Annotated in this window: 21 protein-coding genes; 10 read left to right on the top strand and 11 right to left on the bottom strand. The window is 55.6% G+C overall.

The window, feature by feature from the left end; translation table 11 throughout:
- Positions 1 to 160: 160 nt before the first annotated feature.
- Positions 161 to 1648: a carboxypeptidase M32 gene (locus AC007G_RS23360; protein WP_479466687.1), complete on the bottom strand. Its 1488-nt coding sequence runs from the start codon at positions 1646 to 1648 to the stop codon at positions 161 to 163.
- A 267-nt stretch (positions 1649 to 1915) separates the two neighbouring features.
- On the opposite strand from AC007G_RS23360, the gene AC007G_RS23355 reads away from it, so the two are divergent.
- Complete coding sequence (locus AC007G_RS23355; protein WP_004862449.1) at positions 1916 to 2008, top strand: KPN_01571 family protein; 93 nt, start codon at positions 1916 to 1918, stop codon at positions 2006 to 2008.
- 34 nt (positions 2009 to 2042) lie between these two features.
- On the opposite strand, the gene AC007G_RS23350 is transcribed toward AC007G_RS23355, so the two are convergent.
- Positions 2043 to 3293, bottom strand: a complete 1251-nt coding sequence (locus tag AC007G_RS23350; RefSeq protein WP_032687512.1) for an MFS transporter — start codon at positions 3291 to 3293, stop codon at positions 2043 to 2045.
- 117 nt (positions 3294 to 3410) lie between these two features.
- Between AC007G_RS23350 and AC007G_RS23345 the strand changes: the two genes are divergently transcribed.
- The 3 genes from AC007G_RS23345 to bioD all read left to right on the top strand — a co-directional run bounded on the left by AC007G_RS23345 (position 3411) and on the right by bioD (position 6481).
- Entirely contained in the window at positions 3411 to 4319 is a 909-nt protein-coding gene (locus tag AC007G_RS23345) for a LysR family transcriptional regulator (protein ID WP_142630757.1), read from the top strand.
- A 118-nt stretch (positions 4320 to 4437) separates the two neighbouring features.
- Positions 4438 to 5658, top strand: coding sequence for a sugar metabolism global transcriptional regulator Mlc (gene mlc, locus AC007G_RS23340; protein WP_032687686.1), 1221 nt, complete (start codon positions 4438 to 4440; stop codon positions 5656 to 5658).
- Between the two features lie 127 nt (positions 5659 to 5785).
- Positions 5786 to 6481, top strand: a complete 696-nt coding sequence (gene bioD, locus AC007G_RS23335; RefSeq protein ID WP_032687514.1) for a dethiobiotin synthase — start codon at positions 5786 to 5788, stop codon at positions 6479 to 6481.
- Here bioD and clcB read toward each other — a convergent pair.
- The 5 genes from clcB to AC007G_RS23310 form a co-directional block, all read right to left on the bottom strand.
- The gene (clcB, locus tag AC007G_RS23330; protein WP_064385701.1) at positions 6434 to 7729 is read right to left on the bottom strand and encodes a voltage-gated ClC-type chloride channel ClcB; all 1296 of its coding nucleotides are present in this window, start codon (positions 7727 to 7729) and stop codon (positions 6434 to 6436) included. The two genes, bioD and clcB, sit on opposite strands and share 48 nt — an antisense overlap.
- Positions 7730 to 7906: 177 nt before the next feature.
- A complete protein-coding gene (gene dmsD, locus AC007G_RS23325; protein ID WP_032699738.1) occupies positions 7907 to 8515 on the bottom strand; it encodes a Tat proofreading chaperone DmsD in 609 nt (202 codons plus the stop codon).
- Positions 8516 to 8557: 42 nt separating this feature from the next.
- Positions 8558 to 9415, bottom strand: a complete 858-nt coding sequence (locus tag AC007G_RS23320) for a dimethyl sulfoxide reductase anchor subunit family protein (RefSeq protein ID WP_142630755.1) — start codon at positions 9413 to 9415, stop codon at positions 8558 to 8560.
- Between the two features lie 54 nt (positions 9416 to 9469).
- Positions 9470 to 11920: a selenate/tellurate reductase subunit YnfE gene (gene ynfE / locus AC007G_RS23315; RefSeq protein ID WP_142630754.1), complete on the bottom strand. Its 2451-nt coding sequence runs from the start codon at positions 11918 to 11920 to the stop codon at positions 9470 to 9472.
- A gap of 144 nt (positions 11921 to 12064) precedes the next feature.
- Entirely contained in the window at positions 12065 to 12328 is a 264-nt protein-coding gene (locus AC007G_RS23310) for a DUF1161 domain-containing protein (RefSeq protein ID WP_032687519.1), read from the bottom strand.
- A 135-nt stretch (positions 12329 to 12463) separates the two neighbouring features.
- Between AC007G_RS23310 and AC007G_RS23305 the strand changes: the two genes are divergently transcribed.
- Positions 12464 to 13141: a YnfC family lipoprotein gene (locus AC007G_RS23305; RefSeq protein WP_155032412.1), complete on the top strand. Its 678-nt coding sequence runs from the start codon at positions 12464 to 12466 to the stop codon at positions 13139 to 13141.
- Here AC007G_RS23305 and speG read toward each other — a convergent pair.
- The gene (gene speG / locus AC007G_RS23300; protein WP_004862437.1) at positions 13135 to 13695 is read right to left on the bottom strand and encodes a spermidine N1-acetyltransferase; all 561 of its coding nucleotides are present in this window, start codon (positions 13693 to 13695) and stop codon (positions 13135 to 13137) included. The two genes, AC007G_RS23305 and speG, sit on opposite strands and share 7 nt — an antisense overlap.
- A gap of 61 nt (positions 13696 to 13756) precedes the next feature.
- Positions 13757 to 14098 (bottom strand): DUF1283 family protein, encoded by a 342-nt coding sequence (locus tag AC007G_RS23295; RefSeq protein ID WP_032687521.1) that lies wholly within the window; start codon positions 14096 to 14098, stop codon positions 13757 to 13759.
- Between the two features lie 154 nt (positions 14099 to 14252).
- Between AC007G_RS23295 and AC007G_RS23290 the strand changes: the two genes are divergently transcribed.
- From AC007G_RS23290 to AC007G_RS23270, 5 genes are all read left to right on the top strand, one after another.
- Positions 14253 to 14579: a YnfA family protein gene (locus tag AC007G_RS23290; protein ID WP_004862432.1), complete on the top strand. Its 327-nt coding sequence runs from the start codon at positions 14253 to 14255 to the stop codon at positions 14577 to 14579.
- Between the two features lie 430 nt (positions 14580 to 15009).
- Complete coding sequence (locus AC007G_RS23285) at positions 15010 to 16023, top strand: Zn-dependent oxidoreductase (protein ID WP_032687524.1); 1014 nt, start codon at positions 15010 to 15012, stop codon at positions 16021 to 16023.
- Between the two features lie 49 nt (positions 16024 to 16072).
- Positions 16073 to 17449 carry an MFS transporter gene (locus AC007G_RS23280; RefSeq protein ID WP_032696100.1) on the top strand — a complete coding sequence of 459 codons (1377 nt, stop codon included), beginning with the start codon at positions 16073 to 16075 and terminating at the stop codon, positions 17447 to 17449.
- Between the two features lie 217 nt (positions 17450 to 17666).
- On the top strand, positions 17667 to 19130 hold the full coding sequence (locus AC007G_RS23275) for a mannitol dehydrogenase family protein (RefSeq protein ID WP_142630753.1): 1464 nt from the start codon (positions 17667 to 17669) through the stop codon (positions 19128 to 19130).
- 308 nt (positions 19131 to 19438) lie between these two features.
- A complete protein-coding gene (locus AC007G_RS23270; RefSeq protein WP_142630752.1) occupies positions 19439 to 19870 on the top strand; it encodes a universal stress protein in 432 nt (143 codons plus the stop codon).
- A 57-nt stretch (positions 19871 to 19927) separates the two neighbouring features.
- On the opposite strand, the gene AC007G_RS23265 is transcribed toward AC007G_RS23270, so the two are convergent.
- Together AC007G_RS23265 and ydfG are read right to left on the bottom strand one after the other, a co-directional pair.
- The gene (locus AC007G_RS23265) at positions 19928 to 20614 is read right to left on the bottom strand and encodes a GntR family transcriptional regulator (RefSeq protein ID WP_032687529.1); all 687 of its coding nucleotides are present in this window, start codon (positions 20612 to 20614) and stop codon (positions 19928 to 19930) included.
- 92 nt (positions 20615 to 20706) lie between these two features.
- Positions 20707 to 21456, bottom strand: coding sequence for a bifunctional NADP-dependent 3-hydroxy acid dehydrogenase/3-hydroxypropionate dehydrogenase YdfG (ydfG, locus tag AC007G_RS23260; RefSeq protein ID WP_142630789.1), 750 nt, complete (start codon positions 21454 to 21456; stop codon positions 20707 to 20709).
- Positions 21457 to 21660 lie beyond the last annotated feature (204 nt).

Below are 21660 nucleotides of genomic sequence, written 5' to 3'. Positions count from 1 at the left end.
TTTCAATGAACCCCACTGCGGGGCCGTTGAAAGAACTATATGCCTGTCTTTTCTGGCTTTCCGTGAGTGTTTGGTATCGGCGTGTAACGATATGTACAACCGAAACGGAGACGAGGATATTTCGCTGAGCGCCGGGAGTGCCCCGGCGCGACGGAGGGCTTTACAGGTAGCGCGCGGTAAGATGCTGGCGGAAATAGTCGCTGTTCAGATCTTCCCCGGTGGCGTTGATGATCAGCTGTGAGGTGCTAAACCGGCTGCCGTGCTGCCAGATATTCTGCTGTAGCCAGGCAAACAGCGTCGAGAAATCACCGTTGGCAATGTTGGTCTCCAGCTGTGGCAACGCGCGCTTCGCGGCGGCCATCAGCTGTGCGGCGCACATGGCGCCGAGGGTATAAGACGGGAAGTAACCAAACCCGCCATCGGTCCAGTGAATGTCCTGCATACAGCCATTACGATAATTGCCGGTGGTAGAGAGTCCCAGCCAGCTGCGCATTTTCTCATCCCACAGCGCGGGAATATCCTCCACCTCGATGTCACCATCGATCAGCGCTCGTTCAATTTCATAGCGCAGGATAACATGCGCCGGATAGCTGACCTCGTCAGCATCCACGCGGATATAACCCGGCTTAACGCGCTGGTTCCAGGCAATGAAATTCTCAGTGCTGAAGGCCGGCTGTTCGCCAAAACGCTGACGCACGGCCGGCAGCAGGCGTTTCAGGAAAGCATCGCTGCGTCCGAGCTGCATTTCGAAGAACAGGCTTTGCGATTCGTGAATCGCCGTTGAGCGGGCCAGCGCCACCGGTTGATCGAGCCATTTTCGCGGCAGGTTCTGTTCATAGCGCGCATGACCGGTTTCATGAATCACCCCGAACAGGGCGCTGAGCAGGTCCTCTTCGTTATAGCGGGTGGTGATGCGCACATCCTGCGGCACGCCGCCGCAGAACGGATGGGCGCTGATATCCAGACGCCCGCCATCAAAATCAAAGCCCAGAATCCGCATCGCTTCCAGTCCCAGCTCACGCTGCCCGGCGATCGGGAATGGCCCCTGCGGCGCAACGGGCGGGTTCAGGGACTGCTTTTCGACGACGCTGGCGAGCAGGGTCGGCAGCCAGGATTTGAGATCGGCAAACAACACGTCAAGCCGCGCGCTGGTCATATCCGGTTCGAAAATATCCAGCAGGGCATCATAGCGAGAGCCGCCTTTCGCCCCGGCGCGAATCGCCGCTTCTTCACGGCTCAGTTTCACCACCTCGCGCAGGTTTTCGGCAAAACCGTCCCAGTCGTTCGCCGGACGCTGGCTGCGCCAGGCGTGTTCACAGCGGCTGCCCGCCAGTGATTTGGCCTCAACCAGACTTTCCGGCAGCAGCGCCGCCTGTTCGTACTGGCGGGTCATTTCGCGCAGATTAGCTTGTTCAACGTCATTCAGGTTTTCCTGGCGTGCGTTGCGCAACGCTTCAGCCACGCTCTTATCCGTCAGAATTTGATGTTGCAGCACGCCCAGTTCTGCCAGCGCCTCTCCTCGCGCGGCGCTGCCGCCCGGCGGCATCATGGCGAACATATCCCAGCCGGCGATAGCGCCGAGATGCGAGAAGCGAGAAAGACGCTGGAAAGTGCGGGTAAGCTGCTGATAGTTTTTGTTGTCAGTCATGTTTTGTTTGGCCTGTGGCGAGTGAACGAAAGGCGTTGCCCGTTGGCCTCTACACTATCCTGATCCGCGCTAATCTTCCACACGAGACGCAAGGCGCGCCGTGCCGCCGGCCCGACGCGCGAGCGGGGCATGACGGACGATAGCGCCAGTTTTCGCCCGGCCGGAGGCAGGATCGCAATATTGTCACATTGATGTGGCCAGAATAGCGGATTCTTTTTGAGCAGCAGCTAAACTTATTGAAGCACAGGCCGCAGTTCGGGAGTCATTATGAATCCGTTCACTATGCTGTTTATTGCACTGCTGTCTATCGATGCCGTCAGAGAGTTATTGGGTGCGTCGTCGGTACTGGGCATGTGGTGAAAGACGTGGCCAATAAAGGCCACGTAAAGAGAGATTATTGCAGACGTTTGTGCAGGCAAACGCCGGTAAGCAGTGCGGCCATTAGCATCAGCGCGATAAAACCACCCACGCCGTTCCAGCCGTAGTTATGCCAGAACACTCCACCTACTGTCCCCGCAATACTGGAACCGAGATAGTAGCTGAACAGGTACAGCGACGATGCCTGGCCGCGGGCGCGGCGCGCACGAGGACCAATCCAGCTGCTGGCTACCGAGTGGGCGGCAAAGAAACCGGCGGAGAACAGCAGCATGCCCGCAAATATCAGCCACAAAGAGGAAAACAGGGTCAGCGTCAGCCCGGCCAGCATGACGGCGGTAAAGGCAAGCATCACCGGGCCGCGGCCGTAGCGTGCGGTCATCGCTCCGGCCTTCGGGGAACTCCAGGTGCCGGTCAGATAGGCGACGGAGAGCAGGCCAACCACCGCCTGATTCAGCGACCATGGCGACATCATCAGGCGATAGCCGATGTAGTTGAAGAGGGTGACAAAAGACCCCATCAGCAGGAATCCTTCAAGGAACAGCAGCGGCAGCCCGCGATCGCGCCAGTGCAGGTGCAGGTTAATCAGCAGGGTTTTAGGGCGCAGCGAACTCGGGCGGAAGTGTCGCGATTCCGGCAGGATTCGCCAGAACATAATGGCCGAGGCGAGCGCAAAGCAGCTGATCACCGCCAGCGCCACGCGCCAGCCGAAAAAGTCGGTGAAAACCCCGGTCAGCAGACGACCGCTCATTCCGCCAATCGAGTTGCCGCTGATGTACAGCCCCATGGAAAAGGCGACGACGCTGGGGTGGATCTCCTCACTCAGATAGGTCATCCCGACCGCCGCTACGCCGCTTAACGACAGGCCAATCAGCGCCCGCATAATCAAAATACCGTGCCAGCTCGACATCATCGTAGACAGTAAAGAACAGCATGAGGCCAGCACCAGCGCGGTGACCATCACCTGTTTACGGCCGATCGCATCCGAAAGCGGGCCGGTAAACAGCAGGCCAACGGCGAGCATCGCGGTGGAAATCGACAGCGAAACGCTGCTGCTGGCGGGAGTCACGCCAAATTCGCTCGAGAGCACCGGCAGAATCGGCTGGACGCAGTAGAGCAGGGCGAAAGTGGCCAGACCGGCGGAGAAGAGGGCGAGAGTGACCCGAATAAACTGGGGGGTACCGCGCTTAATAAACTGATTTGGCTGGGATATAACATTGTCGCTGACCTCGCTTGCCGGCACGGTGTCAACGGTAGTTGTACGACTCACGGAAAAATCCTTGCTGAGAACACAGAGTTAGGAAACATCACAGATCACATTTTAAGGGTATGAAAATGTAAATATTCTGTCTAATATATTAATAATCTCAAATAAGACGTTTTAGATATGAATATCGAGCTGCGCCATCTCCGCTACTTCATTGCCGTCGCCGAAGAGCTCCATTTTGGTCGGGCTGCGGCACGGCTGAACATTTCCCAGCCACCGTTAAGCCAGCAGATTCAGATACTTGAACAGCAGATTGGCGCACGCCTCTTCGCCAGAACCAACCGCAGCGTGAGCCTGACGGCGGCGGGCCGGCAGTTTCTTGCCGATAGCCGGCACATCCTCAGCCTGGTCGACGACGCGGCGGCGCGCGCAAGCCGTCTGCATCATGGTGAAACCGGGGAGCTGCACATCGGCTTTACCTCCTCCGCGCCGTTCATCAAGGCGGTTTCCGATACGCTGTCCACCTTTCGCCGCCGTTACCCGGACGTGCATATCCAAACCCGGGAAACCAATACCCGCGAGCAGATTGTGCCGCTGAATGAAGGCGCCCTCGATCTGGGGCTGATGCGCAATACGCAGTTGCCGGAGACGCTAGTCTGGGAACGGGTGCTGCGCGAACCGCTGCTGGCAATGGTGCCGAGCGACCATCCCCTGGCGCGTCAGGAGGCGGTAAGCCTGATCGAGCTGGCTCGCGAACCGTTCGTCTTTTTTGACCCGCACGTCGGTACCGGGCTGTATGACGACATTCTGGGGCTGATGCGACGCTATGGTCAGACGCCGATGATCGCCCAGGAAGTGGGCGAGGCGATGACGATTATCGGCCTGGTGGCTTCCGGACTGGGGGTATCGATATTACCGGCGTCGTTTAAGCGGGTGCAGCTCAACGAGATGCGCTGGCTCCCCATCAAAGAACAGGATGCCGTTTCGGAAATGTGGCTGGTGTGGTCGAAGCATCATGAACAGAGCCAGGCGGCGCAACGCTTTCGTGAATACCTTCTTGCCGCCGCTGCGGTGAATAATTATGACTAAAAACAGTCAAAAATGTGCGGTAAATCACAAGGCTAAGTAAAAATTTGACGAGTGCTACCCAAGTGCTTCACCATAGCTAAAAGTTTATTTCGAAGCGCGAAAATAAAGGGAGTCAATGGTGGTAGCGGACAGTCAGCCAGGCCATATCGATCAAATAAAGCAGACCAATGCAGGAGCAGTATATCGCCTGATTGATCAGCTTGGCCCGGTGTCGCGCATCGACCTCTCCCGTTTTGCGCAACTGGCGCCGGCCAGCATTACAAAAATCGTGCGTGAAATGCTCGAAGCGCATCTGGTTCAGGAGACGGAAATCCAGGAGCCGGGGAGTCGCGGGCGTCCCGCCGTAGGGCTGATGGTTGAGACCGAGGCCTGGCACTATCTCTCCGTTCGAATCAGCCGCGGTGAAATTCACCTTGCGTTACGCGATCTCAGCAGCAAGCTGGTGGTTGAGGAGCAGCTCGAGCTGGCGCTCCAGCATGAACAGCCGTTCCTGACGCGTGTTGTTGAACATATCGACCAGTTCTTTATCCGCCATCAAAAGAAACTGGAACGTCTGACCGCCATCGCCGTTACCATGCCGGGCATCATTGATACCGAAAACGGCGTGATTCACCGGATGCCATTTTATGAAGAGGTCAAAGATCTGCCCCTTGGCGAGGTTCTGGCGAACCACACCGGCGTCTCGGTCTATATCCAGCATGATATCAGCGCCTGGACGATGGCGGAGTCGCTGTTTGGCGCCTCCCGCGGGGCGCGGGACGTTATTCAGGTGGTGATTGATCATAACGTCGGCGCCGGGGTGATTACCGATGGTCGCCTGCTGCATGCGGGCAGCAGCAGTCTGGTCGAGATCGGTCATACCCAGGTCGATCCCTACGGCAAGCGATGCTACTGCGGTAACCACGGTTGCCTGGAGACTATCGCCAGCGTCGAAAGCGTGCTGGAGCTGGCCCAGGTGCGAATGACGAAATCAATGAGTTCGATGCTGCATCAGCAGCCGTTGAGCGTGGAGTGGCTGTGCCAGGCGGCGCTGCAGGGCGATTTGCTGGCGCGGGATATTATTAGCGGCGTGGGCCAGCACGTCGGGCGGATTCTGGCGATCATGGTCAATTTGTTCAACCCGCAAAAAATCCTCATCGGCTCGCCGTTTAGTCTGGCGGCCGATATCTTATTTCCCGCCATTTCAGATTGTATTCGGCAACAATCCCTGCCTGCCTACAGTCGGCATATTACCGTTGAAAGCACGCAGTTTTCTAACCGTGGAACGATGGCCGGCGCAGCGCTGGTGAAGGATGCCCTCTATAACGGATCTCTGCTAATTCGACTGTTACAGGGTTAACATTTTTTCATAGTCACACCAAAAATTGCGCTATCTCAAGCTGGTATCCGGCGGCTTCGCGTAGACTTTTCCCACAGTTTATTCCTTCTCTTCTGTATAAATCATCAACATAACTGTGGGGTTAATGATGTTTAAGCGTTTCTTTATAACAGGTACTGACACCTCTGTCGGGAAGACAGTGGTTTCTCGTGCGCTGTTGCAGGCACTTGCTGCCAGCGGCAAAAGCGTCGCGGGATACAAGCCTGTGGCGAAGGGCAGCAAAGAGACGCCGGACGGATTGCGTAACAAAGATGCGCTGATTTTACAAAGCGTGTCGTCGCTGGCGTTACCGTATGATGCTGTCAATCCCATAGCATTAAGCGAAGATGAGAGCAGCGTGGCGCACAGCTGCCCGATAAACTATGGGCTGCTGTCGGATGGTCTTCAGCGCCTGAGCGGGCAGGTCGATCATGTGGTGGTTGAGGGGACCGGCGGCTGGCGGAGTCTGATGAACGACCTGCGTCCGCTTTCGGAATGGGTGGTGCAGGAGCAGCTTCCGGTGGTGATGGTCGTAGGCATCCAGGAAGGCTGCATTAACCATGCTCTGCTGACCGCCCAGGCCATTGCCAACGACGGTCTGCCGATGATTGGCTGGGTGGCAAACCGCATTAACCCAGGCTTAGCGCATTACGCCGAAATCATCGAGGTGCTGAGTAAAAAGCTGCCTGGGCCGCTGATCGGCGAGCTTCCCTACCTGCCGCGCGCCGAACAGCGTGAGCTGAGCCAGTATATAGACCTAACCATGCTCGGCGACGTGATGGCGGTAGATAGAGTCCTGGCGTAACGTCCGGGAGAGCACCGATGCCAGTACGCTGGCAATCAATAAGCCGGGCAGTAACAGGTATTGCCCGGTCATTTCACAGATCATCAATGTCGACATAATCGGCGCATGCGTCGTGGCCGCCAGAAAGGTCGCCATTCCGGTCAGACCAATCATAATCGCCAGCTCTTGATCGTGATGCAGCCACAGCCCGCTGAAGCTGGCAAACAGCATGCCCATCGCCAGCCCGACGAACAGTGTAGGGGTAAACACGCCGCCCGGCGCGCCGGATCCGCTGCTGGCCAGCACCGCAAACAGTTTGCACACCAGGACCACCGCGATGGCGCTAAACAGCGGCGGTGACTGCAGATAATGCTGCACCGTGCTGTAACCATTACCCCACACCGCAGGCGTGACCAGCGACAGCAGGCCGACAATCATTCCGCCGAGCGCCAGCTGCCACGGCGGTGAGAGCTTCATGCGTAAAAAACAGCGGTGGCTGTAGCTCATCATCGCGATAAACAGCGGCCCGCAAAGTCCGGCCAGCAGTCCGGTAGCGAGCATCAGCGCATAGTGGAGTGCGGTCAGCGTCTCATGAAACTCCACCTGATACAGCGGCGATGCGCCGCCGTTGATCAACTGCGTGACCAGCAGGGCGATAACCGCGGAAATGACCACCGGACCCAGTGACGCAAGCATCAGCGTGCCAAATAAAATTTCGGCAATAAACAGGCTACCCGCCAGCGGTGCGTGATAGGCGCTGGCCATCCCGGCGGCGGCCCCACAGGCGACCCACAGCTTCCATTCTGTTTTTGGCGTAAAGCGGCGGGCGAACAGCGACGCGGCCAGGGCGGCCAGCAAAATCATCGCGCCTTCGCGACCAATCGCGCTGCCGGTGGTCACCACTAACAAGGACGCCAGGGATTTAACCAGGCTGGCGGGGGTATCTAACTGACCGTCTCCGGTGTCCAGCGCTTCCATGTAGTCGGTGGGCGCATGCGGGCGCTGGCGGGTCCGACATTGCCAGAACCAGAGCAGGGCGCCGGCTGCCAGTCCTCCCGCCGCCGGCGTGAGCAGACGTCGCCAGCCGGGTAGTCCCTCGGCGGCATTAACCAGACTCCCGCTATGATCGTTGAGAAAGAGCCGTTCCAGGATCGCCATCGACGAGTGAAATAACGCAACGGCCAGCGCCGCCAGAATACCGACCAGAGTCGCAATCAGCAGGCGACGGAACATGACCTGAACAGCAGGATAATTATGCAGACGGTGCATCAGCGGTTACGGTTAGCGGGAAACATAAGCTTATTGTGATAGGAAATAAGCTTAGACGCAAAAGCTATAAATGCCGGTGACGCTGAAACAGCGAGCGGATGCGGGCGCTTAAATAAGCTGTCTGCGTGACGTTGTCACTAAAAACGCCATGTCAGTCTTCCCGACATGGCGGTGCGTTTAGCGATAAAGCGGTTTGTCGGCGACGGCAATGGGAAGCTGGCGCTGCCATTCGGCTAGGGTCACCTGAGCCAGCTGTCCGAGGGATTGATAAAAGGGGTGCCCGGCCCCGGCGATAAACACCTCGAGGAAGCGGCCGGACCAGGGAAGCAGGTGCCAGGCGAGAAGCTGCGAAAACGCCTCCTCCTGCCCGGACTCGCACAGCCAGGCGGCCAGCAGCAGGAGCGTGCCGAAATGATCTTCCGGCTCCTGGCTCTGCGCCGCGTGGCCAATTCCGTTCGCTCGCATCCACTCCCGCAATGCCAGAGTGGAGTCGCCGAACAGCACATTCTCTTTATCCAACCAGACCGAACCCCACGGCGGCGCGGCCAGCGCCCAAGGACCAATAAACAGGCGTTGCCAGGCCTGGGGGAGCGGTTCATCGCTGGCGTCGGCAAACCCGGTCGCCAGCGAATCGGCTACCGGAAACGGCCATTGCGCCCGCCAGCTGCCGTCTCGTAGGGCTGCTACCAGCGGTGCGGCCTGCTCGCTTTCCGGGGTAAATGAAAACAGGGCGCCCAGGGTGCGGGCGCTCAACGCGACGGCGTCGCGGTAGTGAGCTTGTATCATGTACGCTTCCTTACTGCGGCGGGACGGCGCCACGCCTGAATATTAATCAGCAATCGCCACGCCGACGGTCATATGCAGACCATAAAACAGACCGCGGCCAATAAGTTCTCCGGCCAGAACCAGCAGCAGTCCGATGAACAAACTGCCTGGGCGCGGGGTTTGGTTCCGGCAAAGCGGGCAGATCCAGCAGCCCAGCCCAGATGCCAGCAGCGCGATGCGCCAGATCTGTAACGCGGCATAATTTGGCACCCGCGCGCCGGCGCGCTGCACTGAACTCTGAATCTCGTTGAGTTCAACGCCCTGCTGAATCACCAGCGCAACGCTGACAAACAGCGCCAGCACGCTCAAGGAGGCGAAAAAGCGCCCGTTGAACTCGACGTTAGCTGCCCGCAATAATAGCGCGGCGAACAGCGGCCCGCTCAGCGCCATCGTCAGAAAGAAGGATATTGTCGTGCCGCCACTATACCATGTCGGGACGGTCTCAATCTGGTACACCCGGGTCATCGCCAGCACAAACATGACGCCCAGCAGCATGCTCAGCAGCAGCCAGGGGCGGCTGAGGGAGGCAGGCAGTTTGCCGAGCCTCGCCAGCAACCACCAGAAGCCGCCGACGGCGAAGAACAGGGCGCCGCTGGCGATTTCATTACTGAGCGCCGAGGCGCCAATGCGATGAAGAGAGTTGAATGCCCGGAGCGGCGATCCCAGATGCATAACCGACGCCAGGAAACCGACCCCCATCATGAGCCAGAGGAAGACCATGCGCTTGACCAGACGCTGCCGGGCCTCGGAGTTATCTGTCAGCGACAGCCATCCCAGACCGCTGACGATAGTTGCTCCCGCCACGCATTGACCGAGCACCGTAAACAGCACCAGCGGCCATTCATGCCATCCACTACCCATGGACGATCTCCTTGCGTGTTGTCAGGCCGTCTGCGTGACATTGCTTCCGGGAGATCATGACGCCGGGCCCTCGATTCTGGCGATGTCAACGAGGTTCGTATGCTGTGGATTTCCTTTGGCCAGCGGTGAAGGGCGATGGGTGGTCAGGGTATTAATGCAGGCGCCACGATCGATGCGGTCACCGTCCATGCTGGCGTCATGCCATGCTCCCTGGCCCATGGCCGCTACGCCGGGCATGATACGCGGCGTAACTTTCGCCGGAATATGCAATTCGCCGCGCGGGTTGAAGACGCGTACCAGATCGCCGTTTTTAATTCCGCGCTTCCCGGCATCAAGCGGATTGATCCATACCTCCTGGCGGCAGGCGGCCTGCAGCACATCGACGTTCCCGTAGCTGGAGTGGGTTCGGGCTTTGTAGTGAAAACCGAAAAGCTGCAGCGGGAACTGGTCGCGCAGCGGGTCATCCCAGCCTTCGAAAGTGGAGGCGTAAATCGGCAACGGGTCGATCGTTTCATCCGTTTGTAACTGCCAACGGGCAGCAATATCCGCCAGCTGACTGGAGTAAATCTCAATTTTGCCGGAGGGCGTTTTTAACGGGTGCGCGAGCGGGTCCGCACGGAAATCGCGATAGGCGACAAAATGGCCGTCCGGATCTTTACGCTTGTAAATCCCCATTGCTTTCAGGGCGTCATAGGAGGGCAGCGCCGGATCTCTGGCCAGCATTTTAGCGTACAGATACTGGAGCCACTGCTCCTGGGTGCGACCTTCGGTAAAACGTTGATAAATATCATCGCCGAGGCGTTTTGCCACTTCACTGAGGATCCAGTATATCGGTTTGCGTTCGAATTTTGCCGGGGTCGCGGGCTGAATAAAAATCAGGTAGCCCATGTTCCCGGCGTAGTCGTTAGGGATAATGTCTTCCTGTTCGACGGTCATCAGGTCCGGCAGCAGAATGTCGGCATACTTCGCCGAAGAGGTCATAAAGTTTTCGATCACCACGATCATCTCGCATTTTTTCTCGTCCTTGAGAATTTCGTGGGTTTTGTTGATATCCGAATGCTGGTTGACGAGGGTATTCCCGGCGTAGTTCCAGATAAACTTAATCGGGACATCCAGCTTATCTTTGCCTCTGACGCCGTCACGCAGCGCGGTCATCTCCGGGCCGCGCGCGATGGCGTCGGTCCAGCTAAAGCAGGAGATGGCGGTTTTGACCGGATTGACCAGCACCGGCAGGCGCTCAATGGTCAGGGTATAGGTCGATTCGCGCGCGCCGCTGTTACCGCCGTTAATGCCGACGTTACCGGTCAGAATCGGCAGCATGGCAATCGCCCGGGAAGCCAGCTCCCCGTTAGCCTGGCGCTGCGGTCCCCAGCCCTGGCAAATACAGGCGGGTCGGGTGGTGCCAATTTCGCGGGCCAGCTTAATGATTCGGTCGACGGGGATCCCGGTGATCCGCGACGCCCACTGCGGCGTTTTGGCGGTAGCGTCCTCGCCGTGACCGAGAATATAGGCTTTGTAGTGACCGTTTGGCGGGGCGTCGGCGGGAAGGGTTGTTTCGTCGTAGCCGACGCAGTATTTATCCAGGAACGGCTGATCGACCAGATTCTCGTTAATCAGTACCCAGGCGATACCGGCTACCAGTGCGGCGTCGGTGCCTGGACGGATCGGGATCCATTCATCTTCCCGCCCGGCGGCAGTATCGGTATAGCGGGGGTCAATGACAATCATGCGCGCGTTGGAGCGTTCGCGGGCCTGCTCGAGATACCAGGTAATGCCGCCGCCGCTCATGCGGGTTTCCGCCGGGTTATTGCCGAACATCACCACCAGTTTGCTGTTTTCGATATCTGAGGTGCTGTTGCCCTCGTTACTACCGTAGGTATAGGGCATGGCGCAGGCAATCTGGGCGGTACTGTAAGTGCCGTACTGATTCAGCGACCCGCCATAGCAGTTCATCAGGCGGGTGACCGGCGAGGCCGAAGGCGAGGAACGGGTCATATTGCCGCCGACAATCCCCGACGAATAGTTAATGTAAACCGCCTCGTTGCCGTAGTCTTTGACGACTCTTTGCAGATTGCCGGCGATAGTATCCAGCGCTTCTTGCCAACTGATGCGCTCAAACTTGCCTTCACCGCGTTTGCCGACGCGTTTCATCGGGTAATTCAGGCGATCCGGGTGATTGATTCGCCGGCGAATAGAGCGGCCGCGCAGACAGGCGCGTACCTGATGATCGCCATAATTATCCATCCCGGTATTATCCGTTTCTACCCAGGTGACTTCATTATCGCGAACGTGCAGACGCAGCGCGCAGCGGCTGCCGCAGTTTACCGAACAGGCGCCCCAGACGATGCGCTCTTCACTTTGTGTCACCTGCTGAACGGCCGCCGCAGCGGAACGCAGACTGAAAGGAAGCGAGAGTCCACCGGCGGCGAGCGCCAGTGAGCCTATCGCAGACGATTTGATTAACGTGCGTCGGCTGACGCCGCCAGAATGTTCCTGACTGGACATGGCTCACCCCATCGTTGTGTTGCCGCTGAAAGATCGCCGGTATCATTTTCCGGTGTATGGGCGAGCAATCATACGCAAAGTGGGGTAGAAGGATATTATCCCTGGTCAACTCAGGGATAATATCCTTCGAATGAAAATAAGTGCTTAACGAACTTCGCTGTCGGAATCGGCGCTGCGCGTATAGGTAATTTTGAAGGTGTCGTTAGCGCAGTGGCCGACAACCTGGGCACCGGGCTGATCGGGTTGATCGTTGGGTACGATCGCCAAAGTAAAGCCTGAGGCCGGCACGCCGTTGTTGACGATCTTTTGTTGAATATCGTTCTTCACGCGTTCGCAGGAATCGGGAGCGGCCAGCGCCGAGGTTGAACCCAGCAGCAGAGCGGCGCATAGCCAGAGAGAGCGTTTCATCATAGACTCCTTATTAATGTTATCCAGATTTAAGCATAGCAGAACTGGTGTAAACAATTGTATTTGCTAATATGATTGCAATGTACACAAAAGGGATTCGGCGTGAAAAAACGGTTATTGCTGATAGCGGCGGTGATGGTGCTCAGCGCCTGCGATGCGCAGAAAAAGCCTGAAGCATTTACGCCGGAAATGGCGAGTTTTTCCAATGAGTTCGAGTTCGATCCGCTGCGTGGTCCGGTGAAAGATTTTAGCCAGACGCTGTTCGACGAACACGATGAGGTGGTTAAACGGGTGAGTGCAAGCCTGTCCAGGGAGGGCTGTTTCGATCTGTTGGACCTGGAAGATCGGGAAAATAATACCGGCGCGACGCTGATGCTGGATGCCAACTTCTATCTTGATGCCCGCACCCGCGAGAAACGCCTGCGCCTGCAGGGAAAATGCCAGCTTGCGGAACTGCCGTCGGCAGGCATTACCTGGGAGACGGATGATAACGGCTTTGTGGTGGCCGCGCGTGGCAAAGAGACGACGGCCACCTACCGGTATGACAGCGAGGGTTATCCGACCGGTAAAACCACCGTGGCGAAAAATGAGCGTTTTACGGTGGTCTCCACGCCGGCGACGGATCCGCGTAAAAAGCTGGATTACACGGCGACCAGCACCTTTAACGATCGTCAACTGGGGAACGTGCGTCAAACCTGTGACTACGATAGCCACGATAACCCGGTTGATTGCCAGCTGCAGGTGGTCGATGAAAGCGTTCAGCCGCCGCTGACCCGTCGTTATACCATCAAAAACAGTATCGAATACTACTGAGCCGTGGGCTTCAGCAGCGACTGCCCCTGGGTGCGGTGTTCGCTAATATACTGATGCTGGAACAGGCACATACGAATGGTGTTGCGATATTCGCCGTTGATGAAAAATTCATGAATCAGCTCTCCCTCTACCATAAACCCAAGCTTGCGGTAGATGTGGATGGCTTTTTCATTTTCGCTGTCGACGATGAGATACAGTTTGTACAGATTGAGAACCGTAAAACCATAGTCCATCGCCAGCTTCGCCGCGCGTGTCGCCAGACCTTTTCCCTGATAATCCGGTGAAATGATGATTTGGAATTCGGCGCGGCGATGGACGTGGTTGATCTCAACCAGCTCCACCAGCCCGGCTTTTTCACCATTACATTCGATAACAAACCGGCGTTCGCTCTGATCGTGAATGTGTTTATCGTAAAGGTCGGAGAGCTCAACGAAGGCTTCGTAGGGCTCTTCGAACCAGTAGCGCATCACGCTGGCATTGTTATCGAGCTGGTGGACAAAACGTAAGTCTTCACGCTCGAGCGGACGAAGTTTGATTGAATATGCGTCGGTCATGGCTGTTCCTGTCGATAAAAGCTAAATATCGCGCCCGCGGGCGCCATGGATGCGTGACGGATTAGGGCGCAATGGCGCGACCTGTACGGCGGTCGAGGCAGCGCAGGGTGTTCGGTTCCCAGTACGCGTTGACGTTCGCGCTCTTCTGGCAGTTGTCCTGCGCATCAAAAGCGACGTCAGCCTTATCCCACTCTTTTTCGGTGCGGGTGTTGACCTTGTGACGCAAAGAGCGAGTGTCGTTCCACTGCTCTTTTTCCATGGTGGCCTGCTGGCGGCTTTGTGCGCTATCGCCGGATTCAATCACCAGCTTGCTGGTTTGCGCGAAAGACGATGCGGTAAAAAGTACGGCGCTCAGCGCCAGCATAGCCGTCAGGCAGCAACGTGTGTTCTGTGTCATTTTCATCACGGTTTCCTTTGAGTGATAAAAAGGGGAAGCCCCTGCAATCTGCAGGCAGTTTACTACATCTCTTTTCGCCGGCATACCCGACAAAAGAGTGTGGAAGAGGGAGATTATTGCGTAAAATGGGCCAACAACCTGCTCTCTTTACGTGTCTTTAATGTTCAAAACAACGCTGCTTTTCTTTGCCACCGCGCTCTGTGAAATTCTCGGATGTTATTTACCCTGGCTATGGTTAAAACGCGGCGCAACGCCGCTGCTGTTAATTCCGGCAGGTCTGGCGCTGATGATGTTTGTCTGGTTGCTGACGCTGCATCCGGCAGCAAGCGGGCGGGTGTATGCCGCTTACGGCGGCGTATATGTCTGCACCGCGCTGCTGTGGTTGCGTTTTGTCGATGGCGTTAAGCTTAGCCATTATGACTGGGCGGGGGCGCTGATTGCGCTGTGCGGCATGTTGATTATTGTCGCTGGCTGGGGACGCGCTTAACGCGCGTGGTAAAAATCGACGCAGACAGCCATATCGCTGATGTTCATTCGCTAAGCGCGGTGGGTGAGACGATTCGTCGGCGTCCCGTTAATCCCGCTGGCTAAGCGCATTTCACCGCCTCGCTTCCTGCCGTCTCCGGCGCTACAGCGGACCTCACTCATCTCCTTCACGTCGCCGTAAGAGTGTGACACAACGCGTCTTTTTTTAACTTCATACTTGTATGGTAGTAGGTCTGATGTTTTAATTTTGATCAATTGATGGCGATTTACCACACAGATGGACCTGCTGCGACGGCTATATGTCCGCGGGAGAAAGCTGTGCCGGGCATCGTGTTTGATGAAAAACGGGTTGCGAAATCCCGTATGAACCAGCCTGTATGCCTGTGGCCGGACTGGAAGTGAAGACTTGTGGAACTGGTAAGGAGAGAAATGTGAAGAGTATTGTGATTCGTCAGCCTGATGACCTGGTCATCGAAGAACGCGCGCGGCCGGAACCTGCACCGGGAGAAGTGCGGGTAAAGGTTAAGCTGGCGGGGATTTGCGGTTCCGATAGCCATATCTACCGCGGGCATAATCCTTTTGCTAAATATCCCCGCGTTATTGGCCATGAATTCTACGGCATTATCGACGCCGTTGGCGATGGGGTGACGGACAGGAAGGTCGGCCAGCGGGTGAGCGTTGACCCGGTGATTAGCTGTGGTCATTGCTATCCTTGCTCAGTGGGGAAACCTAACGTCTGCACTTCTCTGGTGGTTCTCGGTGTCCACCGGGATGGCGGTTTTAGCGAGTATGTGGTTGTGCCGGCTCAAAATTGCTGGCTAGTGCCGGACACGGTACCCGATCGGCACGCGGTAATGGTCGAGCCTTTCACCATTGCTGCCAACGTCACCGGACAGGTTAAACCGACGGATCAGGACATCGCGCTGGTATTCGGCGCCGGGCCGATGGGCTTAACAACGATTCAGGTGCTAAAGCGGGTCTATCGGGTTAAGCAGGTGATTGTGACTGACCAGATCGACGAACGCCTGCAAATGGCGAAGCGCAATGGTGCCGACTGGACTATCAACAACGGTCAGACGTCATTAGCTGAATGCCTGCAGGATAAAGGCATTAAACCGACGCTGATTATTGATGCGGCGTGTCACCCGTCAATTTTTCAGGAGGCAGTGACGCTGGCCTCTCCGGCGGCCAGAATTGTGCTCATGGGATTCTCAACTGAACCCTCTCAGGTTGCCCAGCAAGGTATTACCGGTAAAGAACTGTCTATATTTTCATCGCGGCTGAATGCGCATAAATTCCCCGTTGTATTAGCATGGTTAGAGCAGGGGTTAATTGATCCTGAAGCACTTATTACCCATGCTTTTGAATATCAGAATATTGTTGACGCTATCGAAATTTTTGAAAAAGACAGAAAGAGCTGTTGTAAGGTTTTATTGACCTTTTGACTCTAATAATAAATGCAAGCTCGACTTCTAACAATTAGAGAAAATAATGATGACTACAGTAAATAATGAGAGAACAACGGCCGATCTCATCCGTGCGGCTGTGTCTGGGTGGTTAGGGACCGCTCTGGAGTTCATGGACTTTCAACTCTATTCTTTAGGGGCAGCGCTGGTTTTTCATGAAATCTTTTTTCCTGAGCAATCAGCCGCCATGGCGCTCATTCTGGCAATGGGGACGTATGGTGCGGGATATATTGCGCGAATCGTCGGTGCTTTTATCTTTGGCCGGATGGGGGACAAGATCGGACGTAAAAGAGTTCTCTTTATCACTATTACGATGATGGGCATTTGTACCACCCTGATTGGGGTGTTGCCTACCTATGCGCAGGTAGGCATTTTTGCGCCCGTGTTGCTGGTGACTTTACGTATTATCCAGGGGCTGGGCGCCGGGGCTGAAATCTCCGGAGCAGGTACCATGTTGGCCGAATATGCGCCAAAGGGGAAACGCGGCATCATTTCGTCGCTGGTGGCAATGGGTACCAACTGCGGTACGCTGAGCGCAACGGCTATCTGGGCAATCATGTTTTTCCTTCTTGACCGTGAAGAGCTGGTGGCATGGGGATGGCGAATCCCGTTCCTGGCCAGCGCAGTGGTGATGATATTCGCTATCTGGCTGCGTCTGAACCTTAAAGAAAGTCCGGTATTTGAACAGGTCAACGAGGGAAGCGAGCTGCAAACCGGCGCTGCGGATCGGGAGGCTACCTTTGGCGCGATGCTGAAAAGTAAATCCTTCTGGCTGGCAACAGGGTTACGCTTTGGTCAGGCGGGTAATTCAGGGTTATTGCAAACGTTCCTGGCCGGCTATCTGGTACAGACCTTATTATTTGATAAAGCCATTCCAACCGATGCCTTAATGATTAGTTCCGGGATCGGTTTTATCACCATCCCTCTCCTCGGGTGGTTATCCGATAAAATCGGTCGCCGCGTACCTTATATTATCGTGAATATCACCGCCATTTTACTGGCATATCCGATGGTCTCGATTATTGTTGATAAGAGCTACAGCGTCGGTGCAATTATGGCATCGTTGATTGTCATCCATAATATTGCCGTGCTGGGTCTGTTCGCGCTGGAAAATATCACGATGGCGGAAATCTTTGGTTCGCGTAACCGCTTTACGCGAATGGCGATTTCAAAAGAAACCGGTGGATTAGTTGCTGTGGGTTTTGGTCCGGTGCTGGCAGGTATTTTCTGTAATATGACGGGGTCATGGTGGCCGATTGTCGCCATGCTGATTTGTTACTCGTCTATTGGTTTGCTCTCCGCTCTCCTTATGCCGGAAGTGCGCGACCGCGATCTGAGCTTGCTGGACGATGCGGCGGATGCCACTCCTCAACATCGCGCGGTGAGAAGCGGTCAGTTAACCTGATCGGTTGACTGACTGACGTGCAAGCTGGCCGGGTGCGCAACCCGGCTTTTTATTTCCTCAACTCACGCTTAGTGAAACAGACTGTGAATGGTGAAATCTTCTTGTATGGTAGTTGATGGAAATCAAAGATGTTATACCAATTGCATGAGATGGTTCACCTCACAGAGGCATTCTCCTCGAGAATGGTTGATCAGTAATCATAAAAATGAGAGTCACCATGGAAAACACGCTTTTAACAGCCAAGGCAACGCTTCCTTCCTACGATCGCAGCAAACTGGTTTCGCGCATTGTCCATCTGGGTTTTGGCGCATTCCATCGCGCACACCAGGCGGTCTATGCCGATATTCTGGCGGCAGAACAGGGGAGCGATTGGGGCTACACCGAAGTTAACCTGATTGGCGGCGAACAGCAGATTGCCGATCTGCAGAAACAGGCTCTCCTGTATACCGTTGCCGAAATGTCGGCGGATGCCTGGACGGCCCGCGTGGTCGGCGTGGTTAAGCAAGCAATGCATGAAGAGGTCGACGGCCTGGAGAGCGTGCTGGCGAAGATGTGTGAGCCTCAGGTGGCGATTGTATCCCTGACGATTACCGAAAAAGGCTATTGCCACTCGCCGTCCACCGGCGAGATACAGCTGGAACACCCGCTGATCGCTGCGGATATCCTGAATCCGCACCAGCCGAAATCTGCGCCAGGCGTTATCGTTGAAGCCCTTGCGCGGCGCAAAGCCGCAGGCTTACCGGCATTCAGCGTGATGTCCTGCGATAATATGCCGGAGAACGGCCATGTCACGCGCAATGTGGTTTGTGCCCTGGCGCGTGCGATTGACGGCGATCTCGCCGACTGGATTGCGCAACAGGTGACTTTCCCGTCGACGATGGTTGACCGCATTGTGCCGGCCGTGACGGCCGACACGCTGGATAAAATCGAGCAGTTGACCGGGGTGCGCGATCCGGCGGGCGTAGCCTGTGAGCCGTTCCGTCAGTGGGTGATTGAAGACAACTTTGTGGCGGGTCGTCCGGCGTGGGAACAGGCGGGGGCCGAACTGGTCGCTGACGTAGTGCCTTTTGAAGAGATGAAGCTGCGTATGCTCAACGGCAGCCACTCTTTCCTCGCCTATCTGGGATATCTGGCCGGCTATCAGCATATCAATGACTGTATGCAGGATCAGAATTACCGCCGTGCGGCGCGCACTTTAATGCTCAACGAACAGGCGCCGACGCTGAAAGTCCAGGGGGTTGATCTGGAACATTACGCCGGGCTTCTCATCGACCGTTACAGCAACCCGGCGCTGAAGCACCGCACCTGGCAAATTGCGATGGACGGCAGCCAGAAACTGCCGCAGCGGATGCTGGATTCCGTGCGCTGGCATCTCGCGCAGCGCACCGACTTCAGCCTGCTGGCGATGGGGATCGCGGGCTGGATGTGCTATGTCGGCGGCGTTGATGAGCAGGGGCAGGCGATTGAGATCTGCGATCCGCTGCTGCCGGTGATTCAGCAGGCGGTCCAGAACAGCGCGGAGGGGCCGGAACGGGTGAAAGCGTTGCTGGGTATCGAAGCCATCTTTGGCCACGATTTGCCGCAGAACGGCCGTTTTGTCGATGCCGTGACGAACGCCTGGCTGTCATTGAAAGAGCGGGGCGCGAAGGCGACCGTTGCCGCCTGGGCTCAGACCCACTAGCATTATCCCGCCCAGTCGACCTGACATTAAGACACCCATTCGGGTGTCTTATTTTTTGCAATCCGCGTCTGTTAACATCCGGGTCGGTTGTTTTCCTGGAATATAAAAATATTTATTGAATATTTTATAAAATATTGATCGAGGACATTGAATATACATAACTTTAGCTATCCAGAGTTAACTATATATAATTGATGTTTATTTTAATGAATATGTCAGATTACAGGGTTATTAGCGGTGTGGAACTGAAAATAAATATGTCATGATGTGCGCAGTGAAATTAAGTGCCTCGAAAAAAGGAGTCGAACATGTACAAGAAAATTCTCTTGCCCGTCGATGTGTTTGAAATGGATTTGAGTGATAAAGCGGTACGTCATGCTGAGTTCCTGGCGTCGGCTGAAGAGGGCGAAATTACGTTATTAAACGTATTGCCAAACAGCAGTCGTTCGGTTTTACGCGGATTCGCTGCGGATATTCAGAAATTCGAAACTTTTATGCAAGCGGAATCGGAAAAGAAAATGCAGACGCTGTCTCGTCTGTTCTCGATTCCCGCTGCGCGAATTCATACCCGGGTAGTATTTGGCAATGTTCGCGATGAAATACTGGCTATCGGTAATGCCGACGAGTTCGATGTGATGGTCGTGGGCTCACGCACGCCGGGCCTTTCCACCCATCTTCTCGGCTCAAACGCCGAATCTATCCTGCGCTACGCAAAAATACCGGTGCTGGTTGTTCGTTAGCGTATTTATCAATCAGGGCGGCAGTGTTGCTGTTTATTTGGCTGCCGCCGGAATCATTTACTCTTCACTAAACCAGTCGCGATTTTCCTGACGAATTAATAATACCGATTCACTGATTTCATGCAGGTGAATATTCATCGCGGTACCGACCGCATCGGCATCACGGTTTTCCAGGGCCTGAAAAATTTGATGGTGCTGACGCAACAGCATCTCCGGAGGCGTAATGTGATCGAGGCTCATGTAGCGGACCCGGTCAATTGTCGCTTTAATATTCTCGACGGTATCCCACGCCAGCTGACAGTCGGCAATCAGCGACAGTTTTTGGTGAAACTCATCATCCAGCTGAAAAAAATCATTTAATTGCTGACGCTCAACGGCAATACGCTGCTGGTTAAGATTTTGCTCAAGCTGATAGATTTGTTCGGCGGTGATCATTCCGGCGGCACGACGCACCACGGCGCATTCGATAGCCTGGCGAACGAAACATCCGTTGCGAACCTGAGAAAGTGAGATCTTATTGACATAGCTGCCGCGCTGCGGACGAATTTGAATAAGACCATTCTCAGCCAGTTTGATAAAAGCCTCACGCACCGGTTGGCGGGAAACGCTAAAACGCACAGACACTTCTTTCTCAGACAGCGGGGTACCCGGCGGGATCAAACAATGCACGATATCATGGCGAAGGATACGATAAATTTGCTGGTTTACAGGCTGTGTCGGATTAAGTTGCAATTCTGCGGCCATTGATGGTTACTTTTATTGGGGGGTATGCGCTATTTTACGCGTTATTTGTCCATTCGCCCATACCCGGCCGCAAAGCGGCCAGGCTGTCGGTTTTAACCCGCGCGATGGACGCTCAGACCAGCAAAGCTTTGGCTGACCGGCATCATTTCCAGCGTGTTGATATTGACATGCGCAGGCAGGTTAGCGATCCACCATACCGCTTCGGTCACATCTTCCGGTGTTAACGCCTGGGTATTCTCGTAGGCTTTACCCGCTTTAGCATCGTCGCCTTTAAAACGCACGTTAGAGAACTCAGTACCGCCGACCAGGCCGGGCTCAACATCGGTCACACGAATGGCTGTACCGTGCAGATCGGTCCGCAGGTTCAGGCTGAACTGGCGCACAAAGGCTTTGGTCGCACCGTAAACGTTGCCGCCGGAATAGGGCCAGCTGCCGGCGGTGGAACCGATATTAATAATATGACCGCGGTTGCGTTCAACCATACCCGGCAGTACGGCACGGGTCATATAGACCAGTCCTTTGTTGTTGGTGTCGATCATATCTTCCCAGTCTTCAACGCTGGCTTTATGCGCCGGCTCAAGGCCCAGCGCCAGACCGGCGTTATTGACCAGCACATCGATGGCCTGCCACTCGGCCGGCAGCCCGGCAATCATCTCTTCAATCGCGGCGCGGTTGCGTACATCCAGTTGCGCGGTGTAGAGATTGTTGCCCAGCTCATCCTGCAATGTTTTCAGGCGCTCTTCACGACGCCCGGTGGCGATCACCTTGTGACCATTAGCGATAAAACGGCGAGTCATGCTTTCACCAAAACCTGCTGTTGCACCGGTAATCAGAATAATCATCATCGCTCCTGTCAATGTTCTCATCATGCCCCAACCGTCTCATGCCGGGGATTTCAATACCGTCTTGCTTAATATTTTTCGTAAAAACGGTCCGCCGGCGTATTGCTGCGCGCCAGGGGACAACACAAAAAGATTAAGCAATGACGATAACCGCTCGTTACCAGCACTGTAGCTACAAAAGAAAAGAGAGTCTACCTCCGTGGA

Source organism: Klebsiella sp. CSG-1, assembly GCF_056521145.1.
This window is presented reverse-complemented; position numbering and strand designations above follow the sequence as displayed.

What these genes read in the sequence shown, in the direction of transcription:
- AC007G_RS23305 (WP_155032412.1), top strand. Translation starts at nt 12,464, where the DNA reads ATGGTGCTCAGCGCCTGCGATGCGCAGAAAAAGCCTGAAGCATTTACG.
- AC007G_RS23345 (WP_142630757.1), top strand. Translation starts at nt 3,411, where the DNA reads ATGAATATCGAGCTGCGCCATCTCCGCTACTTCATTGCCGTCGCCGAA.
- AC007G_RS23295 (WP_032687521.1), bottom strand. Translation starts at nt 14,098, where the DNA reads ATGAAAATGACACAGAACACACGTTGCTGCCTGACGGCTATGCTGGCG.
- dmsD (WP_032699738.1), bottom strand. Translation starts at nt 8,515, where the DNA reads ATGATACAAGCTCACTACCGCGACGCCGTCGCGTTGAGCGCCCGCACC.
- AC007G_RS23320 (WP_142630755.1), bottom strand. Translation starts at nt 9,415, where the DNA reads ATGGGTAGTGGATGGCATGAATGGCCGCTGGTGCTGTTTACGGTGCTC.
- AC007G_RS23355 (WP_004862449.1), top strand. Translation starts at nt 1,916, where the DNA reads ATGAATCCGTTCACTATGCTGTTTATTGCACTGCTGTCTATCGATGCC.
- speG (WP_004862437.1), bottom strand. Translation starts at nt 13,695, where the DNA reads ATGACCGACGCATATTCAATCAAACTTCGTCCGCTCGAGCGTGAAGAC.
- AC007G_RS23290 (WP_004862432.1), top strand. Translation starts at nt 14,253, where the DNA reads ATGTTCAAAACAACGCTGCTTTTCTTTGCCACCGCGCTCTGTGAAATT.
- clcB (WP_064385701.1), bottom strand. Translation starts at nt 7,729, where the DNA reads ATGCACCGTCTGCATAATTATCCTGCTGTTCAGGTCATGTTCCGTCGC.
- AC007G_RS23280 (WP_032696100.1), top strand. Translation starts at nt 16,073, where the DNA reads ATGACTACAGTAAATAATGAGAGAACAACGGCCGATCTCATCCGTGCG.
- AC007G_RS23270 (WP_142630752.1), top strand. Translation starts at nt 19,439, where the DNA reads ATGTACAAGAAAATTCTCTTGCCCGTCGATGTGTTTGAAATGGATTTG.
- AC007G_RS23310 (WP_032687519.1), bottom strand. Translation starts at nt 12,328, where the DNA reads ATGAAACGCTCTCTCTGGCTATGCGCCGCTCTGCTGCTGGGTTCAACC.
- bioD (WP_032687514.1), top strand. Translation starts at nt 5,786, where the DNA reads ATGTTTAAGCGTTTCTTTATAACAGGTACTGACACCTCTGTCGGGAAG.
- ynfE (WP_142630754.1), bottom strand. Translation starts at nt 11,920, where the DNA reads ATGTCCAGTCAGGAACATTCTGGCGGCGTCAGCCGACGCACGTTAATC.
- AC007G_RS23265 (WP_032687529.1), bottom strand. Translation starts at nt 20,614, where the DNA reads ATGGCCGCAGAATTGCAACTTAATCCGACACAGCCTGTAAACCAGCAA.
- ydfG (WP_142630789.1), bottom strand. Translation starts at nt 21,456, where the DNA reads ATGATTATTCTGATTACCGGTGCAACAGCAGGTTTTGGTGAAAGCATG.
- AC007G_RS23360 (WP_479466687.1), bottom strand. Translation starts at nt 1,648, where the DNA reads ATGACTGACAACAAAAACTATCAGCAGCTTACCCGCACTTTCCAGCGT.
- AC007G_RS23275 (WP_142630753.1), top strand. Translation starts at nt 17,667, where the DNA reads ATGGAAAACACGCTTTTAACAGCCAAGGCAACGCTTCCTTCCTACGAT.